A 15704-nucleotide genomic window follows, 5' to 3' on the forward strand; every position below is an offset into this window, starting at 1 on the left:
GCCCGCGGCCCGCCGACCCGGGCCCGCCGGCGAGGGAGCCTGCCCAGCACCGAGGAGACGCCCATGCCCGAGGTCAGACGCCGTGACCTGCTGGCGGGAGCCGCCGCCTTCGCCGGATTCGCCACCGTCGGGCTCAGCCCCGCCGCCGCGGCCGCCGCCACCCGGCAGCGTCCCGGCGCGAGCAGACCCCCCTCGCTCACGATGGGCGACCGGGCCGTGGTCGCCCGGGTCGACGCCCGCCGCGCGCTGCGGCACCTGAAGGTGCTCAGCGACGAGATCGGCTGGCGGATCGCCGGAACGCCCAGCGAGCATCGCGCCGCCCGCTACATCGCCGGGGTGCTGCGCGACCTCGACTACGACGTGCGGCTGCAGCCGTTCCCGGTGGCCGACAAGTACCTGGCCGAGATGAAGGCCCGCGGCGGCGTGCACTGGCAGTGCAGCGCCGCGCCGCGCGGGGCGGTCGCCTCCGCCAAGGGCCGGGTGGTGGACCTCGGCGCGGCCACCGAGGTGACCGAGGACGTCGCCGGCAGGCTCGTGCTGTTCACCCGGGTCACCGGCAGTGAGACCGCCCAGGCCAAGGCCGCCGCGGCCAAGGGGGCCGCCGCCGTCCTCATCGCGAACGTGCCGTCGCCGAGCTTCCCCGAGCGCAAGGCCGCCGCCTTCACCCCCTCCCTGTCGGAGGACGTGGCCGTCCCCGTGCTCGGCCTGGCCCAGTACCACGGTGAGCAACTGCGGGGCAAGGTGCGCGAACTGTCCCTCACCGTCACCCGCTACACCGGCCTGACCTCCTACAACGTCCTCGCCGAGCGGCGCGCCACACTGCCCAACCCCGAGGGCAAGGCCGTCATCATCAGCGCCCACTACGACAGCGTCCCCGGCTCGCCGGGCGCCAACGACGACGGCAGCGGCACGGTGCTGTGCCTGGAGCTGGCGCGGGTGCTGCGCCGCCTGCCCACCCAGCAGACGGTGCGGATCGCGCTGTGGGGCTCGGAGGAGTACGGGCTCATCGGCGCGCGCCACTACGTCAAGGAGCTCACCGACGAGCAGGCCGCCCAGATCAGCGGCTGCTTCCAGAACGACATGGTCGCCACCTCCCACCCGCCGGCCGGGACCTACTGGCTGCTGTCGGTGGACGGCGCCGCCAACACCACCACGTCCGCCGTCGCCGCGGCGGCCGCGCGGCTGGGCTACCAGGGGCAGACCAAGGGCCCCACCGCCCGCGGGTCCAGCGACCACGAGGCGTTCTTCGAGCGGGGCATCGCCGCCGGCAACTTCAGCTGGCGGGGCGAGGAGGCCCCCAGCCAGCTGGAGCCGATCTACCACACGCCCGAGGACACCATCGCCAAGAACATCAGCCTCCAGCGGCTTCAGGTGTCGCTGGAGCTGATCGGCTGCGCCGCCTACGACGTGGCCCGCCGCTGACCGCTCCGCCTCGTGCGGCCCGGTGGTGAACGCCGCCACCCCGCCCCCCGAGGGCGGGGTGGCGGCGCCCGGTCCGGCGCACGATCAGGGCTTGACGAGCCCGTCGATGAGTTCCTCCCAGCGGGCGCCGATCTCGGGCAGCTCGTAGGCCTGGGCCGAGCGGCGCGCCTGCTCGCCCAGCCGCCGCCGCAGCCCGTCATCCTCGATGACCTTGCGCAGCGCGGCGGCCAGTCCGGCCACGTCCTTGGCCGGCACCAACAGCCCGTCGTCGCCGTGGGAGATCAGCTCGGCCGGCCCGGTGGGGCAGTCGAAGGCCACCACCGGCAGCCCCTTGCTCATCGCCTCCAGGATCACCATCGGCATGCCCTCGTAACGCGACGACAGCACGAACACCGACGCCTCGGCCATCTGCGAGCCCAGATCGGTGGTGGAGCCGCACAGCTCCACCCACCCCTCCAGCCCGTGCTTGGCGATCAGCCTGGTGAGCTTCTTGTGGTCCCGGCCCGATCCGAAGATGCGCAGCTTCCAGTCCGGATGGGCCGGCGCCACCTCGGCGCACGCCCTGACCAGCAGGTCGTAGCCCTTCTGCCGGACCAGTCGCCCGGCCGTGATGATCACCTTGCGGTCCAGGTCGGCCGGGCCGCCGTTCAGCTTGGGGACCGAGTTCGGCACCTGCACGATGCGCGGGCCGCTGCCGTTCAGCAGCCTGCCGAAGCTCTCCACGGAGGCCCGCGTGAGCACTGTCAGCAGGTCCAGCCTCGGGTAGGACTTGGCGATCCCGGCCCGCTGCCAGGGCTGGTAGGCGGTCAGGTTCATGTGGTCCTGGCCGATGGTGGCCACCGCGGCCGGCGCCACCTCGGAGATCAGCATGTTGTGGACCGGCTTGGTGCCCACCAGCACGTCCGTGCGGCCCGACAGCAGCGTGCGGGCCAGCCGCAGGTCCGTCAGCAGCGTGACGCCGGGGGCGGTCACGTCACGCGGCGGGGTCAGCACGCTGGGCATCCTGGCCAGCAGTCGCCGCACCGGGCCGGGCCGGACGGTCCGGTCGTCGACGTCGACGACCCGCACCCCCGGCGGGAAGGGGAAGAACGGCTCCTCCCGCTTGCGGACCACGCTGACGATCTCCACGTCGTAGCGCTCGGCCAGATGGCCCGCCAGGTTCAGCGCCGTCCGGATCGTGCCGCCCATCCCGTACGCGTGCTGCAGCATGATGCGGATCCGCACCCGTTCGCCGGCCGGCCGGCCGCCCCGCAGCCCGGCGACCACGACGAAGACCAGCCGGAACAGCAGCAACGACAGCCGCCGCGGCAGGCGCCGCACGCGCCCCGCGGTCCTGCGGACCCTCCTCTTCGCCTGCCGGACCATTCGTCTGCGCACGCCACTCCACCCCGTCAAGCGCACTCCTCGTTGTCAAAGGCGGGTATGCCCGGATCCGCCGGAATATCGCCCTGTTTTCTTCTCTAGACGCGCAAACCCCCGTATCTGCTGACGGCGCGCGGGAAAAAGATCGGAGGATGTGGTGGCCGGAACGGACCGCAATGGAGCGGTGGCCGTCCGCGCGGAAGGCGGTCGCGGAGGGTGATCGGCCGAGCCGCCCGGCCGAGGCGCCCGCCGCCGGGGACGGCCGGGTCGGTTTCGGGCCAACGGCAGGTGCCGGGTTGAGAACAGTCGATTTCACGTATAGGGATGACACAGGGTTTTCCGCGGGGCCGTCCTCGTGGAGACGCCGGGGAGACCCCGGACCGAGCCGGGGCGCTCACCGGCTGATTCGCTTCCCCTCTGGGGGGTAGCTGACGGGAAGGTTTTTCGGGTAGGGAGGCCCGAGATGACGGGAACGGCCGAAATCCTGCGGGTGAAGTCGCACCCGGTCGGCCTGTGGACGGTGCTGGAGCTGGCGGGCGAACTGGACGTCGCCGGTCTTCCCGCCCTCCACCGGCGGGTGGACGAGATCTGCGCCGTGTGCGCACCGCCCCGCCTGGTGATCGACATGACCGCGGTGACCTTCATGGACTCCTGCGGGCTGAGCGGGCTGGTGCGCTGCTGGCAGCGGGTCGGCGGCCTGCAGGGACGTTTCGTTCTGGTCGGGCTCCGGCCACGGGTGGTCCGGGTGCTGGACATCACCGGGATGCGGCGCGCCTTCGAGACCTACGACAGCCTGGAGGAGTTCACCCGTTCCTGAACCGGGGCCGTCCGGCGCCCCGGCGCGTGCCTTCCGTTGAGCGGAAGCGTGCTCTCCGCCCCTCGTCCGCGCGGCGGCAGGATCGTGGGTGACCCACGGACGAGGAGGACACGATGCGGACCGAGCGGACACAGGTGGCGATCGTCGGGGCGGGACCCGCGGGCCTGCTGCTGTCGCACCTGTTGCACCGCCGGGGGATCGCCTCGGTGGTCCTGGAAAGCCGCTCCCGCGAGTACGTGGAGCAGCGGGTGCGCGCGGGCGTGCTGGAGCAGGGCACGGTCGACACGCTCGTCGAGGCGGGCGTGGGCGAGCGGCTGCGACGCGAGGGCCTGCCACACCACGGCATCGAACTGCGGTACGGAGGACGGGGGCGGCGCATCGCGTTCGAGAAGCTGGTGCCGGGCCGCCGCATCACCGTCTACGGGCAGCAGGAGGTCGTCAAGGACCTCATCGCGGCACGGCTGGCCGACGGCGGGCCGATCCGCTTCGAGGTCTCCGGTGTCGCGGTGCATGACCTGGATTCGGCCGCCCCCTCGGTGACCTACACCGGCCCGGACGGCGAGCCCGTCCGGCTGGAGTGCGACGTGATCGCCGGCTGCGACGGGTTCCACGGGGTGACGCGGCCGTCGATCCCCGACGGCGTCCTGACCGTCTACGAGCGCGAGTACCCGTTCGCCTGGCTGGGCGTCCTGGCGCGGGTGCGGCCGTCGGCAGAGGAGCTGATCTACGCCCAGACCGAACGCGGCTTCGCCTTGCACAGCATGCGCTCGCCCGAGGTCAGCCGCTTCTACCTGCAGGTCGCGCCGGACGAGAACCTGGCCGACTGGCCGGACGAGCGGATCTGGGAGGAGCTGCGGGCCCGGCTGGAGACCGTCCCGGGCTTCACCCTGGCTACCGGCCCCGTCATCGAGAAGGGCGTCACCCCGATGCGTAGCTTCGTAGTCGAGCCCATGCAGTACGGGCGGCTCTACCTGGCCGGGGACGCCGCCCACATCGTGCCGCCCACCGGGGCCAAGGGCCTCAACCTGGCCGTGGCCGACGTGCGGCTGCTGACCGAGGCGCTGGTCTCCTGGTTCTCCACCGGCTCGGCCGCGCTGCTGGAGGGGTACTCGGCCGCCTGCCTCAAGCGGGTGTGGCGGGCCCAGCACTTCTCCTGGTGGATGACCACGCTGCTGCACACCTTCGACAGCGACGACGCCTACGGCCGCCGCCTGCAGCTGGCCCATCTCGACTACGTCACCACCTCGGAGGCGGCGGCCACCACCCTCGCCGAGAACTACGTCGGCCTGCCCTACGAGAGCGACCCGCATGACTGACGGGCTGCTGTCACCGGTTCGGGCCGGCACCGCCGCCGAGGCGGCCACCGGCGACCACGCCTGGCTGCGGGCGCTGCTGGACGCCGAGACCGCCCTGGCCCGCGCCCAGGCGCGCCTCGGCACGATCCCCGCCGACGCCCCCGAGGCCGTCGCCCGGGCGGCCGGGGCCGTCACCGACCCGGGCGAGCTGGCGGTACGGGCCCGCGGCGCCGGCAACCCGGTCGTGCCCATCGCCGCCGACCTGCGTGCGGCGACCCCGTACGCCCACCACGGATCGACCAGCCAGGACATCGCCGACACCGCCGCCATGCTGGTGGCGGCCCGCACCCGCGCGCCGATCCTGGCCGACCTGGACCGGACCTGTGCCGCGCTGGCCGCGCTGGCCGAACGCCATCGCGCCACCCCCATGGCCGGGCGCACGCTCGGGCAGCAGGCGGTGCCGGTCACCTTCGGGCTCAAGGCCGCCGGCTGGCTGCTGGGCTGCCTGGACGCGCGGCGGCGGCTGGCGGCCGTGACCCTGCCGGTCCAGCTCGGCGGCGCCGCCGGGACGATGGCCGGCTACGGGGAGCGGGCCCTGGATCTGCTGCCGCTGTACGCCGAGGAGACCGGGCTGGCCGAGCCCGTGCTGCCCTGGCACACCGTCCGCACCCCCGTGGTGGAGCTGGGCGCCGCGCTCGCGCAGGTCGCCGGGGTGCTGGGCAAGTTCGCCACCGACGTGGTGCTGCTGGCCCAGTCCGAGGTGGGGGAGGTCGCCGAGCCCGCCGCCCCCGGCCGGGGCGGCTCGTCGGCCATGGCGCACAAGCGCAACCCCGTCCTGGCGACGATGATCCGTTCGGCCGCCCTGCAGGTCCCCGCCTACGCCTCGGTCCTCATGACCGCCCAGGGCGGCGCCGCCCACGAAAGGCCCGCGGGGGAGTGGCACGCCGAGTGGCAGCCGCTGCGCGAGTGCCTGCGGGTGACCGGCGGGGCCGCCGAGACGGCCGCCGAGCTGGCCGAGGGGCTGCGGGTGTTCCCCGAGCGGATGCGGGCCAACCTGGACCGGCTGCTGGACGTCCTCGGCGAGCATGGCTCCGACACGGGCCCGGGCGCCGCCGGGGCGCTGGTGGACCGCGCGCTGGCGCACCACCGGGCGCTCGAAGCGGACCGTGGATCGTCTTAGACTGGGCCGTGTCCTCCGCTGAGCGGCCCGGCGGCCGGCCCTTGGGCGTCGCGGGCAAGGTGATCGCGATCCTGGAGTCGTTCGCCCACGTCCCCGGCGCGGCCGGGTCCCGCGGGCTCACCCTGACCGAGATCTGCCGCCGCGCCGGGCTGCCGCTGGCCACCGGGCACCGGCTGGTCGGCGAGCTGACCGGGGGCGGCCTGCTGGAGCGCGCGCCCGACGGGACGTACCGGGTCGGGATCCGGCTGTGGCGCATCGCCGCGCAGACCCCGGCCGCCGCCGGGCTGCGCGAGCTGGCGCTGCCCTACATGGAGGACCTGTACGAGGTCACCCACGAGAACGTGCAGCTCGCCGTGCTCCGCGAGGACCGCGCGCTGTACATCGAGCGGCTGCGCGGACCCCGCTCGGTGCCGATCGTGACGCGCGTCGGGGCCGAGCTGCCGCTGCACGCCACCGGGGTCGGCAAGGTGCTGCTTGCCTTCGCCGACGAGGTCGTCCAGGACAAGGTCATGGGCGCGGGGCTGGCCGCGCATACCCGGCACACCATCGTCGATCCCGGCCGGCTGCGGGCCGAGCTGGCCGAGGTCCGCCGGCAGGGCTACGCGGTCACCCGCGAGGAGATGACGCTGGGCTCGTGCTCGGTGGCCGCGCCGATCCGCGACGGCCGCTGCCGGGTGGTGGCGGCGATCTCCCTGGTGGCCCGCAACAGCACCGCCGACCCGCGCCGGCTGGCGCCCGCCGTGCTGACCGCCGCACGCGCCCTGTCCCGCGACGTCACCGCCTCCTGGGCACGCGACGCCTGACCCCACCTTTCGGGAGGCGGGGTCAGCCCCAGACCTCCTCGGCGGTCTCTACGATCAGCCGGAGCTTGGCGGCCTGCTCCTCGCGGCTGAGCGCGTTCCCCTCGACTGTGGAGGAGAACCCGCACTGCGGGGACAGGCAGATCTGCTCCACCGGCACGTACCGGGAGGCCTCCTCGATCCGGCGCTTGAGGTCGTCCTTGCTCTCCAGCGCGCCGCGCTTGGTGGTGACCAGGCCGAGCACGACCATCTTGCCCTTGGGCACGAACCGCAGCGGCTCGAACCCGCCGGAGCGCGCGTCGTCGTACTCCAGGAAGAACCCGTCCACGGCCAGCTCGTTGAACAGGGCCTCGGCGACGAAGTCGTAGCCGCCCTCGGCCGTCCATGAGGAGCGGAAGTTGCCCCGGCACATGTGGGTGGTGACCGCCATGCCCGCGGGCCGCCCGGCCAGTGCGTCGTTGATCTGCCGGATGTAGCGCAGGTGCAGGTGGTCGGCGTCGTCGCCGCGCTCGGCGATCATCCGCCGCTGCGCGGGGTCGTTGAGGTAGGCCAGGCTGGTGTCGTCGAACTGCAGGTACCGGCAGCCCAGCTCGCCGAGCCGCCGTACCTGCTCGGCGTAGGCCGCCGACAGGTCCGACCAGAACTCCTCGACGTCGGGATAGACCCGCGGATCGACGGCGGCCGGGCCGCCCCGGTAGTGCACCATGTTCGGCGAGGGAATCGTCAGCTTCGGCGTCACCCCGGTGCCGGCGAGCTCGTCGCGCAGGAACGTGAAGGCGTCGGCGAAGACCGTCTCCTCCAGCCGTACCCGGTCGTGCACCCGCAGCGCGGCGGTGGTGAACTCGAGGTCGCCGTCGGCGTTGCGGAAGCTGACCTTGATCTGCTCGTCGGCCGGGTCGATCCCGCCGAGGCGGTAGATGAAGTCCATGTGCCAGGAGGTGCGGCGGAACTCCCCGTCGGTGGCCGAGCGCAGCCCCGCCTCCCGCTGCAGGGCCAGCACCGAGCGGATCGCCGCGTCCTCGGCCGCGCGCAGCTCGCCGGGGCCGATCCGCCCCGCTGCGGCGTCGGCCCGCGCCCGCAGCAGCTCCGGCGGGCGCAGCAGGCTGCCGACGTGGTCGGCGCGGAACGGCGGTGTCTCGCGCATGGCATGTCTCCCGATCGCGTGCGCAGGGGCGGGTTCCACGCGGTCGCATCCCGAGGGCGGGCGCCGGTGGGTCCTGAATTTAGGCAGGTTTCGTACCCTGGTCAAGAATGTGCCGAACGTCGGGGAGCCGGCCCTGGGCGGTCACCGCCGTGACAGGCCCCCGGAGGTGCGGGAATCCGCCTCGTCCTCCCGACCGGAGTCGCACGCGCCGGAGTCCTGCCCGTCCGGGGAGGCGCCGCGGTCGTCCACCATGTGCTCGGCGAGGACGGCGCGCTGGGTCGTACGCGCCCGCGTGTACAGCTCGCGGCCGGTGTCGGTCAGCGAGACGAAGACGGCACGCCGGTCCTGGGGGCACATGTCCCGCTCCACCAGGCCGGCCCGCTCCAGTCGGGCCACCGTGCGCGACAGGGCGCTCTGGCTGAGGTACATGTCGGCACCGAGCCGGTTCATCTTGATCTTGTCGTCGGCCGTCTCGGCCAGTCGTTCGAGGGCTTCGAACTCGCTCATGCCGATGCCGTGGGCGTCCTGCAGTGCCCGGTCCAGGGCGCACGACACCCGGCTGTAGCAGGTCAGAACCTCCCGCCACCGCCGGACGATCTCGCTTCCGGCCGCCTCGGTCATGGTCGCACCCTAACATGCACCGTCAACATATGCAAGTGCATTTAATGCGTAGACATCTTATGCATGTGCATGTAACTTCCCTCTCGTGACCGCAACAGTGACCCGGAAGCCCCGGGAGAACCACCCTGCCCCCGATCGCCCCGAGGAACGGCAGCGCTGGCCCGCACGGCTGTGGGGCGTACTGATCGTGCTGTCCCTGGTGCTGTTCCTGGACGGTCTCGACGTGTCCATGGTCGGCGTCGCGCTGCCGTCGATCGGCGCCGAACTCGGCCTGGGCACCTCGAGCCTGCAGTGGATCGTCAGCGGCTACGTGCTCGGCTACGGCGGGTTCCTGCTGCTCGGCGGGCGCACCGCCGACCTGCTGGGCCGCCGCCGGGTGTTCCTGGCCGCGCTGGCGGTGTTCGCGCTGGCCTCGCTGCTGGGCGGGCTGGTCGACTCCGGCCCGCTGCTGATCGCCACCCGCTTCGTCAAGGGCGTCAGCGCCGCCTTCACCGCCCCCACCGGGCTGTCCATCATCACCACCACGTTCGCCGAGGGCAGGGCCCGCAACCGGGCGCTGTCGATCTACACGGTCTTCGGCGCCAGCGGCTACTCCTCCGGCCTGATCTTCGGCGGGCTGATGACCGGGCTCGGCTGGCGGTGGACGTTCCTGATGCCGGTGCCCATCGCGGCCGCCGCGCTGGTGGCCGCCCACCTGCTCATCCCACGCGACCGGCCGGCCGCCGGCGGCGGCCACGACCCGCTGGGCGCGCTCACCTCGACCGGCGCGATGCTGCTGCTGGTCTACAACCTGGTGTCGGCACCGGAACGGGGCTGGACGGCCCCGGTGACCCTCGCGCTGTTCGCCGCGGTGGCGGCGCTGCTGGCCGCGTTCGTCGCCGTCGAGCGACGGCTGGCGCACCCGCTGGTCCGCCTCGGCATCCTGCGCAAGGGCACGCTGGTACGGGCCAACGCGGCCATCGTCGCTCTGTTCGGCTCCTATCTGTCCTTCCAGTTCATCGTCACCCTCTACCTGCAGGACGTGCTGGGCTGGGAGCCGCTGACGATGGCGCTGGCGCTGCTACCGGCCGGCCTGCTGGTCGCGCTGAGCGCCCCGTACGCCGGATCGATGATCGACCGGTTCGGCACGGCCCGCTTCATCATCGGCGGCATGGCGGCGCTGACCGCCGGATACGTGCTGTTCCTGCCGATCGGCACCGACCCGGTCTATCTCACCGCCGTCCTGCCCAGCGTCGTCCTGCTGGGAGTGGGGTTCGCGCTGGGCTTCCCGGCCATCAACGTGCAGGCCACCTCCGGCATCCACGACGACGAGCAGGGGCTGGCCGCGGGCCTGGTGCAGACCTCCGGGCAGGTCGGCGCCGCCCTGGTGCTGGCCGTCACCACCGCGCTCATCACCGCCGACGGGACCGGGGACGGCTCGGCGCAGGCCATGCTGGACGCCTTCCGGCCGGGCCTGGTGTTCGTGACCTTCGTGGCGCTGGCCGGCCTGGCCATCGTGCTCGTCCCGCTGCTGCGCCGCCGCTCCGCCGAAACGGTGCCGGTGACCGCCGCGGCCGAGGAGAGCTGACCGGCACGACCGTCCCGGGGGCGCGGCGACGGCCGCGTCCCCTTTCCCCGCGATGAACAATCGGCGAACGCCTCCCGACGGGTGGAACCGCGCGGCCGAATGGATCATCGTGGAGAGTGTGCTGAACCGGCGGAGGGCGCCGGCGGCCAGAAGGCCGGCCGAGCGGGTCGAAGAGGGACGGGCGTCGCGGGCCACCCGGCTGGCGGCGCCGTGGACGGTCGGCGGGCTCACCGCCGTGGCCACCGCGCTGACCATGTCACTGGACCTGGTGTCCCTGCCGGGCCCGGCCCAGCTGGGCGTCATGAGCGGGGTGACCGTGCTGGCCGGGCTGGTCGCCTGGGGGTCCCAGCGGGGCGCCGGTCCGGGCGAGCCGGCCGGGGACCAGGCCGCCGCCGTCGAGGGCGGGCCGCCCGCGCAGTTGCCTCCGGTGATCGCCCACTTCACCGGCCGGGCCGCGACGCTGGCCGAGCTGCACGAGGTGTTCACCGACACCGTGTCCCGCCGCCGGCACCGCGGACCGGTCCGCACCACCCCGCACGTGGTGTCGATCCACGGCCCGGCCGGCGTCGGCAAGTCGGCGCTGGTCACCCGGTTCGCCCACGAGATCGCCGGCCACTACCCCGACGGGGCGCTGTACTTCGACCTGCGCGGCGGCCGGGACGCCCGGGTCCGGCCCGAGGAGGTGCTGACCGGCTTCCTGCTGGCCCTGGGCGCCCGGCTGACCACCGACCCCGGCGGGCTGCAGGACCTGCAGAAGCTGTGGTGGAGCTGGGTGCGGGGGCGGCGGATCCTGGTCTTCCTCGACAACGCCCAGGACGCCGAGCAGGTGCAGGCGCTGATCCCGCCCGAACCGGACTGCGCCGTGCTGGTGACCTCCCGCCAGCCGCTCTACCTGCGCAACACCCACGACCGGCGGCTGCGCGAGTTCACCGAGGCGCAGGGCGTGGAACTGCTGGCCCGGCTGGCCGGCGACGAGCGGGTGGCGGCCGACCCGGACTCGGCGGTGGAGGTGGTCCGGCTGTGCGGGCACCTGCCGCTGGCGATCGGCATCTGCGGCGGGCGGCTGGCCGCCCGCGAGGGCTGGACACTGCGCGAGATGGCCGGGCGGCTGGCCGACGAGCGCCGCCGCCGGCTGGACGAGCTGGAGGTCGCCCGGCGGATCGACAAGAGCGTACGGGCCTCGCTGCAGCTGTCCTACGACGACTGCACCCCCACCCAGCGGCGGCTGCTGCGCTCGTTCGGGCTGCTGGCCGCCCCCGACGTGCAGGGCTGGGCGGCCGGCGAGCTGCTGGGGGTGTCCGCCCTGGAGGGCGACGACCTGCTGGAGGCGCTGGTGGACGCCCAGCTGGTGGAGTACTCCGGGCGGGACGCCACCGGCGCCACCCGCTACCGGCTGCACGACCTCGTCCGCCTGTACGCCAGGGAGCGCGCCGAGAAGGAGGACTCGACCGAGCACCGCCGCCAGGCCGTGGAACGCGTCATCGGCGGCTACCGCGAGCGCGCCGAGCAGATGGCCGCCGCCCGCTGGCCCCAGGACTGGCAGCGGCAGAGCCGCGGCCGTCCCGCCGACCCGGGCGGCGCCTCGGCCCTGGACTGGCTGGGCAGCGAGCGCCTGGCGCTGCTGGCCCTCCTCGACCAGGCGGCCGACCTGGAGCTGTGGGGGCTGGTGTGGCGGCTGGGCCGGGCGTCCTGCTCGCTGTTCCACTCGCTGCGGGTGTTCTGGCAGGAGTGGCGGACCGTCGCCGACATCACCTGCCGGGCCGCGCGGCGCCTGGACGATCCCCGGTCGATCGGCATCGCGCTGCTGGAGCGCTCCGCGGTGCTGGGCGGCCAGGGACAGGTCGCCACGGCCAGGGACGATGTGATGGAGGCGCTGCGGCTGTTCGAGGAACTGCGCGAACGCTGGTGGGCCGCCCGCGCCCACCGCGCCGTCGGCATGACGCTGCGCACCGCCGGCCACCTCGACGAGGCACAGCACTACCTGCAGCGGGCGGTCGAGATGTTCCGGGAGGACGGCGACCAGTGGTGGCACGCCCGCACCCAGCGCAACCTTGGGGAACTGCGGCAGGCCCAGCGCCGGTACGGCGAGGCGCGCCGGATGCTCGAAGAGGCGCTGGCGGTCTTCCAGCGCAACGGCAACAACTACTCGTACGCCCAGACCCTGCGGGCCCTGGGCGAGGTGCTGGCCGCCGAGGCGCACGACCTGTGGGACCAGGGCCGGATCCGGGAGGCCGAGGGCAGGTTCACCCAGGCCGCGGCCATCCTCGAACGGGCCGCCGAGGCGTTCCGGCTGCGCCACGAGCAGTGGGAGGAGGCGCGCTGCCTGCGCGCCGCCGGCGAGGTCGGCGACCCCCGCAACGGGCTGCGCGAGCTGACCTTCGTGGTGCGCGCCGAGAACATGCTCTCCGGGCTGGGCGACACCTGGGGGGTGGCGCGCACCCGGCTGTCGGTGGGCCGCGCCCTGGACCGGCTCGGCCGGCTGGAGGAGGCGGTGCGGGCCATCGAGTCGGCCGTGGAGTCCTTCCGCGAGCTGGAGGATCGCTGGTGGGAGGCCCGCAGCCTGCGTACCTTGGCGGAGGTGCTGGTGGCGGCGGGCCGTCCCGGCGACGCCCGGGCCCCGGCCGACCAGGCGCTGCGGATCTACCGCAGCCTCGGCAACGAGGCGGGCCAGGCCCGCGCCAGGGCGGTGCTGGACCGGGCGCTCGGCAGCTGACCGGGCGGCTGGTGAGATAGTAGGGAAAAGGGACCTGAGCAGGGAGAACCATGCAACACGAAGTCCGTGGTGTCGTCGCCCGCAAGAAGGGGCAGCCCGTCTCCGTCGAGACCGTGCTGGTGCCCGACCCCGGCCCGGGCGAGGCCCTGGTGAAGGTGCAGGCGTGCGGTGTGTGCCACACCGACCTGCACTACCGGGAGGGCGGCATCAACGACGAGTTCCCGTTCCTGCTCGGACACGAGGCCGCCGGGATCGTCGAGTCGGTCGGCGAGGGCGTCACCGAGGTGGCGCCCGGGGACTTCGTGATCCTGAACTGGCGGGCGGTGTGCGGGCAGTGCCGGGCCTGCCGGCGGGGCCGCCCCTGGTACTGCTTCGACACCCACAACGCCAAGCAGAAGATGACCTTGGCCGACGGCACCGAGCTGTCGCCCGCCCTGGGCATCGGCGCGTTCGTGGAGAAGACGCTGGTGGCCGCCGGGCAGTGCACCAAGGTCGACCCCGCCGCCAGCCCGGCGGCGGCCGGGCTGCTGGGCTGCGGCGTGATGGCCGGCATCGGCGCCGCCATCAACACCGGGGCGGTGACCCGCGGCGACAGCGTCGCGGTCATCGGCTGCGGCGGCGTGGGCGACGCGGCCATCGCGGGCGCCCGGCTGGCGGGCGCGGCCCGGATCATCGCCGTGGACGTCGACGACCGCAAGCTGGAGTGGGCCAAGGGGATGGGCGCCACCCACACCGTCAACTCCCGCCAGGGCGACCCGGTCGCCGCGATCCGCGAGCTGACCGGCGGGTTCGGCGCGGACGTGGTGATCGAGGCGGTCGGCCGCCCGGAGACCTACGAGCAGGCGTTCTACGCCCGTGACCTGGCCGGCACCGTCGTGCTGGTCGGTGTGCCGACCCCGGAGATGAAGATCGAGCTGCCGCTGCTGGAGGTGTTCGGCCGGGGCGGGGCGCTCAAGTCGTCCTGGTACGGCGACTGCCTGCCCTCCCGCGACTTCCCGATGCTGATCGACCTGTACCTGCAGGGCCGCCTGGACCTGGACGCGTTCGTGTCCGAGACCATTGCCCTGGACGAGGTCGAGGACGCCTTCGACAAGATGCACCGCGGCGACGTGCTGCGCTCGGTGGTGGTCCTGTGAGCGTCGAACGTCTCGTCACCTCTGGGCAGTTCACCCTGGACGGCGGCACCTGGGACGTCGACAACAACGTCTGGCTGGTCGGCGACGACCGCGAGGTCATCGTGATCGACGCCGCCCACGACGCCGACGCCATCCTGTCGGCCGTGGGCGACCGGGAGCTGAAGGCCGTGGTGTGCACCCACGCCCACAACGACCACATCAACGCGGCGGCGGCCGTCGCCGACCGCACCGGCGCCCCGATCCTCCTGCACCCGGCCGACGCGGTGCTGTGGGACATGGTCTACCCCGACCGCGGGCCCGACCGGGCGCTGGCCGACGGTCAGGAGATCTCCGTGGCCGGCACCACCCTGAAGGTCCTGCACACCCCCGGCCACGCCCCCGGCGCCGTCTGCCTGTACGCCCCCGAGCTGGACGCCGTGTTCACCGGGGACACCCTGTTCGCCGGCGGACCCGGGGCGACCGGCCGGTCGTTCTCGGACTTCGGCACCATCATCGACTCCATCCGCGACCGCCTGCTCACCCTGCCCGGCGACACGGTCGTCCGCACCGGACACGGCGACGCCACCAGCATCGGCGCGGAGTCGCCCCACCTGGAGGAGTGGATCGCCCGCGGCCACTGATGACGATCGGCGGGCGCCGGCCGGCCGGCGCCCGCCGATCGCGGCCGGTGGCCGCCGATGAGGGACGGTGCGTGTTTGCATCGCTCGCATCGCGGTAGTTGGGGGTGGTGTTTATGTTGAGGCTACCGGGGGTCTACCGGCCGCAAGGGGACACCGACCTGCTGACCAAGGCACTGCGTGAGGCGGCCGTCCGGCCGGGCTCGCGCGTGCTGGACATGTGCACCGGAACCGGGGCGGTGGCGGTGGCCGCCGCGCTTGGCGGTGCCCGCGAAGTGACCGCCGTCGACGTCTCGGCCCGCGCGGTGCTGGCGGCCCGCTGCAACGCCCGGCTGCGCGGACTGCCGATCCGCGTACTGCGCGGCGACCTGGCCGCCCCGGTCGCGGGCGAGGAGTTCGACGTCATCACGGCCAACCCGCCGTACGTGCCGCGCCACAGCGGGGAGCCCGCCCAGCACAGCCGCGCCCGTGCCTGGGACGCCGGGCCGCACGGGCGCATCTGGCTGGACCGGCTGTGCGAGACGGCGCCGTCGCTGCTGGCGCCCGGCGGCATGCTGCTGATCGTGCACTCGGGCCTGTGCGGGGTGCGGGCCACCCTGGACGCCCTGCGCGGCCAGGGGCTCAAGGCGGCGGTGATCGCCCGGCGCCACGAGCCGTTCGGCCCGGTCATGAACGGGCGGGCGGCCGAACTGGAGGCGGCCGGGCTCATCCGGCCGGGGCAGCGTTACGAAGAGCTGGTGGTGATCCGTGCAGACCGAATCGAGGAGCGAGCCGAGGAGCGAGCCCCGGCGGCCTGACCGCCGCCGCGTCATCGTGGAGGCCGGCGGCCCGGTGCTGGTGGAGGGGCCGGTGGAGGTCGTCATGGCCGACGGGACCACGGTGACCTGCGACCGCTTCATGGTGGCGCTGTGCGCCTGCCGCCGCAGCCGCCGCCTGCCCTTCTGCGACACCAGCCACCGCCGCAAGCAGCGCGCCACCTGACCTCGGGCCGGCTCCGGGCCGGGCCCGCGACCTCGGTCGACGGACCCGG

Annotated in this window: 14 protein-coding genes; 11 read left to right on the forward strand and 3 right to left on the reverse strand. The window is 73.8% G+C overall.

Translation table 11 applies throughout. From position 1 onward, the window contains the following. Positions 1-63 precede the first annotated feature (63 nt). Positions 64-1422: a M28 family peptidase gene (locus C4U03_RS02985; protein WP_103936018.1), complete on the forward strand. Its 1359-nt coding sequence runs from the start codon at positions 64-66 to the stop codon at positions 1420-1422. An 84-nt stretch (positions 1423-1506) separates the two neighbouring features. Here the strand turns inward: C4U03_RS02985 and C4U03_RS02990 are convergent, their stop codons facing one another. Beyond that, entirely contained in the window at positions 1507-2742 is a 1236-nt protein-coding gene (locus C4U03_RS02990) for a glycosyltransferase family 4 protein (protein ID WP_160146896.1), read from the reverse strand. Positions 2743-3247: 505 nt separating this feature from the next. Between C4U03_RS02990 and C4U03_RS02995 the strand changes: the two genes are divergently transcribed. The 4 genes from C4U03_RS02995 (at position 3248) to C4U03_RS03010 (ending at position 6879) form a co-directional block, all read left to right on the forward strand. Beyond that, complete coding sequence (locus C4U03_RS02995; protein ID WP_103936020.1) at positions 3248-3601, forward strand: anti-sigma factor antagonist; 354 nt, start codon at positions 3248-3250, stop codon at positions 3599-3601. Positions 3602-3714: 113 nt separating this feature from the next. Then, the gene (pobA, locus tag C4U03_RS03000) at positions 3715-4917 is read left to right on the forward strand and encodes a 4-hydroxybenzoate 3-monooxygenase (protein ID WP_103936021.1); all 1203 of its coding nucleotides are present in this window, start codon (positions 3715-3717) and stop codon (positions 4915-4917) included. Continuing rightward, a complete protein-coding gene (locus C4U03_RS03005; protein WP_103936022.1) occupies positions 4910-6076 on the forward strand; it encodes a lyase family protein in 1167 nt (388 codons plus the stop codon). The genes pobA and C4U03_RS03005 overlap by 8 nt, the downstream gene beginning before the upstream one ends. 8 nt (positions 6077-6084) lie before the next feature. Next, positions 6085-6879 (forward strand): IclR family transcriptional regulator, encoded by a 795-nt coding sequence (locus C4U03_RS03010; protein WP_103936023.1) that lies wholly within the window; start codon positions 6085-6087, stop codon positions 6877-6879. Positions 6880-6901: 22 nt separating this feature from the next. Here the strand turns inward: C4U03_RS03010 and C4U03_RS03015 are convergent, their stop codons facing one another. Together C4U03_RS03015 and C4U03_RS03020 are read right to left on the reverse strand one after the other, a co-directional pair. After that, complete coding sequence (locus C4U03_RS03015; RefSeq protein WP_103936024.1) at positions 6902-8020, reverse strand: 5-methyltetrahydropteroyltriglutamate--homocysteine S-methyltransferase; 1119 nt, start codon at positions 8018-8020, stop codon at positions 6902-6904. Positions 8021-8161: 141 nt separating this feature from the next. Further along, on the reverse strand, positions 8162-8641 hold the full coding sequence (locus C4U03_RS03020) for a MarR family winged helix-turn-helix transcriptional regulator (protein ID WP_103936025.1): 480 nt from the start codon (positions 8639-8641) through the stop codon (positions 8162-8164). Positions 8642-8726: 85 nt separating this feature from the next. Between C4U03_RS03020 and C4U03_RS03025 the strand changes: the two genes are divergently transcribed. From C4U03_RS03025 to C4U03_RS03050, 6 genes are all read left to right on the forward strand, one after another. Further along, positions 8727-10208, forward strand: coding sequence for an MFS transporter (locus tag C4U03_RS03025; RefSeq protein WP_235017598.1), 1482 nt, complete (start codon positions 8727-8729; stop codon positions 10206-10208). Between the two features lie 109 nt (positions 10209-10317). Next, complete coding sequence (locus C4U03_RS03030) at positions 10318-12921, forward strand: ATP-binding protein (protein ID WP_160146897.1); 2604 nt, start codon at positions 10318-10320, stop codon at positions 12919-12921. A 50-nt stretch (positions 12922-12971) separates the two neighbouring features. Continuing rightward, positions 12972-14057 carry an S-(hydroxymethyl)mycothiol dehydrogenase gene (locus C4U03_RS03035; RefSeq protein WP_103936027.1) on the forward strand — a complete coding sequence of 362 codons (1086 nt, stop codon included), beginning with the start codon at positions 12972-12974 and terminating at the stop codon, positions 14055-14057. Beyond that, positions 14054-14677, forward strand: coding sequence for an MBL fold metallo-hydrolase (locus tag C4U03_RS03040; RefSeq protein WP_103936028.1), 624 nt, complete (start codon positions 14054-14056; stop codon positions 14675-14677). The genes C4U03_RS03035 and C4U03_RS03040 overlap by 4 nt, the downstream gene beginning before the upstream one ends. Before the next feature lie 113 nt (positions 14678-14790). Further along, on the forward strand, positions 14791-15471 hold the full coding sequence (locus C4U03_RS03045; RefSeq protein WP_103936029.1) for a HemK2/MTQ2 family protein methyltransferase: 681 nt from the start codon (positions 14791-14793) through the stop codon (positions 15469-15471). Then, positions 15422-15655 (forward strand): CDGSH iron-sulfur domain-containing protein, encoded by a 234-nt coding sequence (locus C4U03_RS03050; protein WP_103936030.1) that lies wholly within the window; start codon positions 15422-15424, stop codon positions 15653-15655. The genes C4U03_RS03045 and C4U03_RS03050 overlap by 50 nt, the downstream gene beginning before the upstream one ends. Positions 15656-15704: the final 49 nt, after the last annotated feature.

The organism is Thermomonospora echinospora, assembly GCF_900108175.1.
Classification (GTDB): domain Bacteria; phylum Actinomycetota; class Actinomycetes; order Streptosporangiales; family Streptosporangiaceae; genus Thermomonospora; species Thermomonospora echinospora.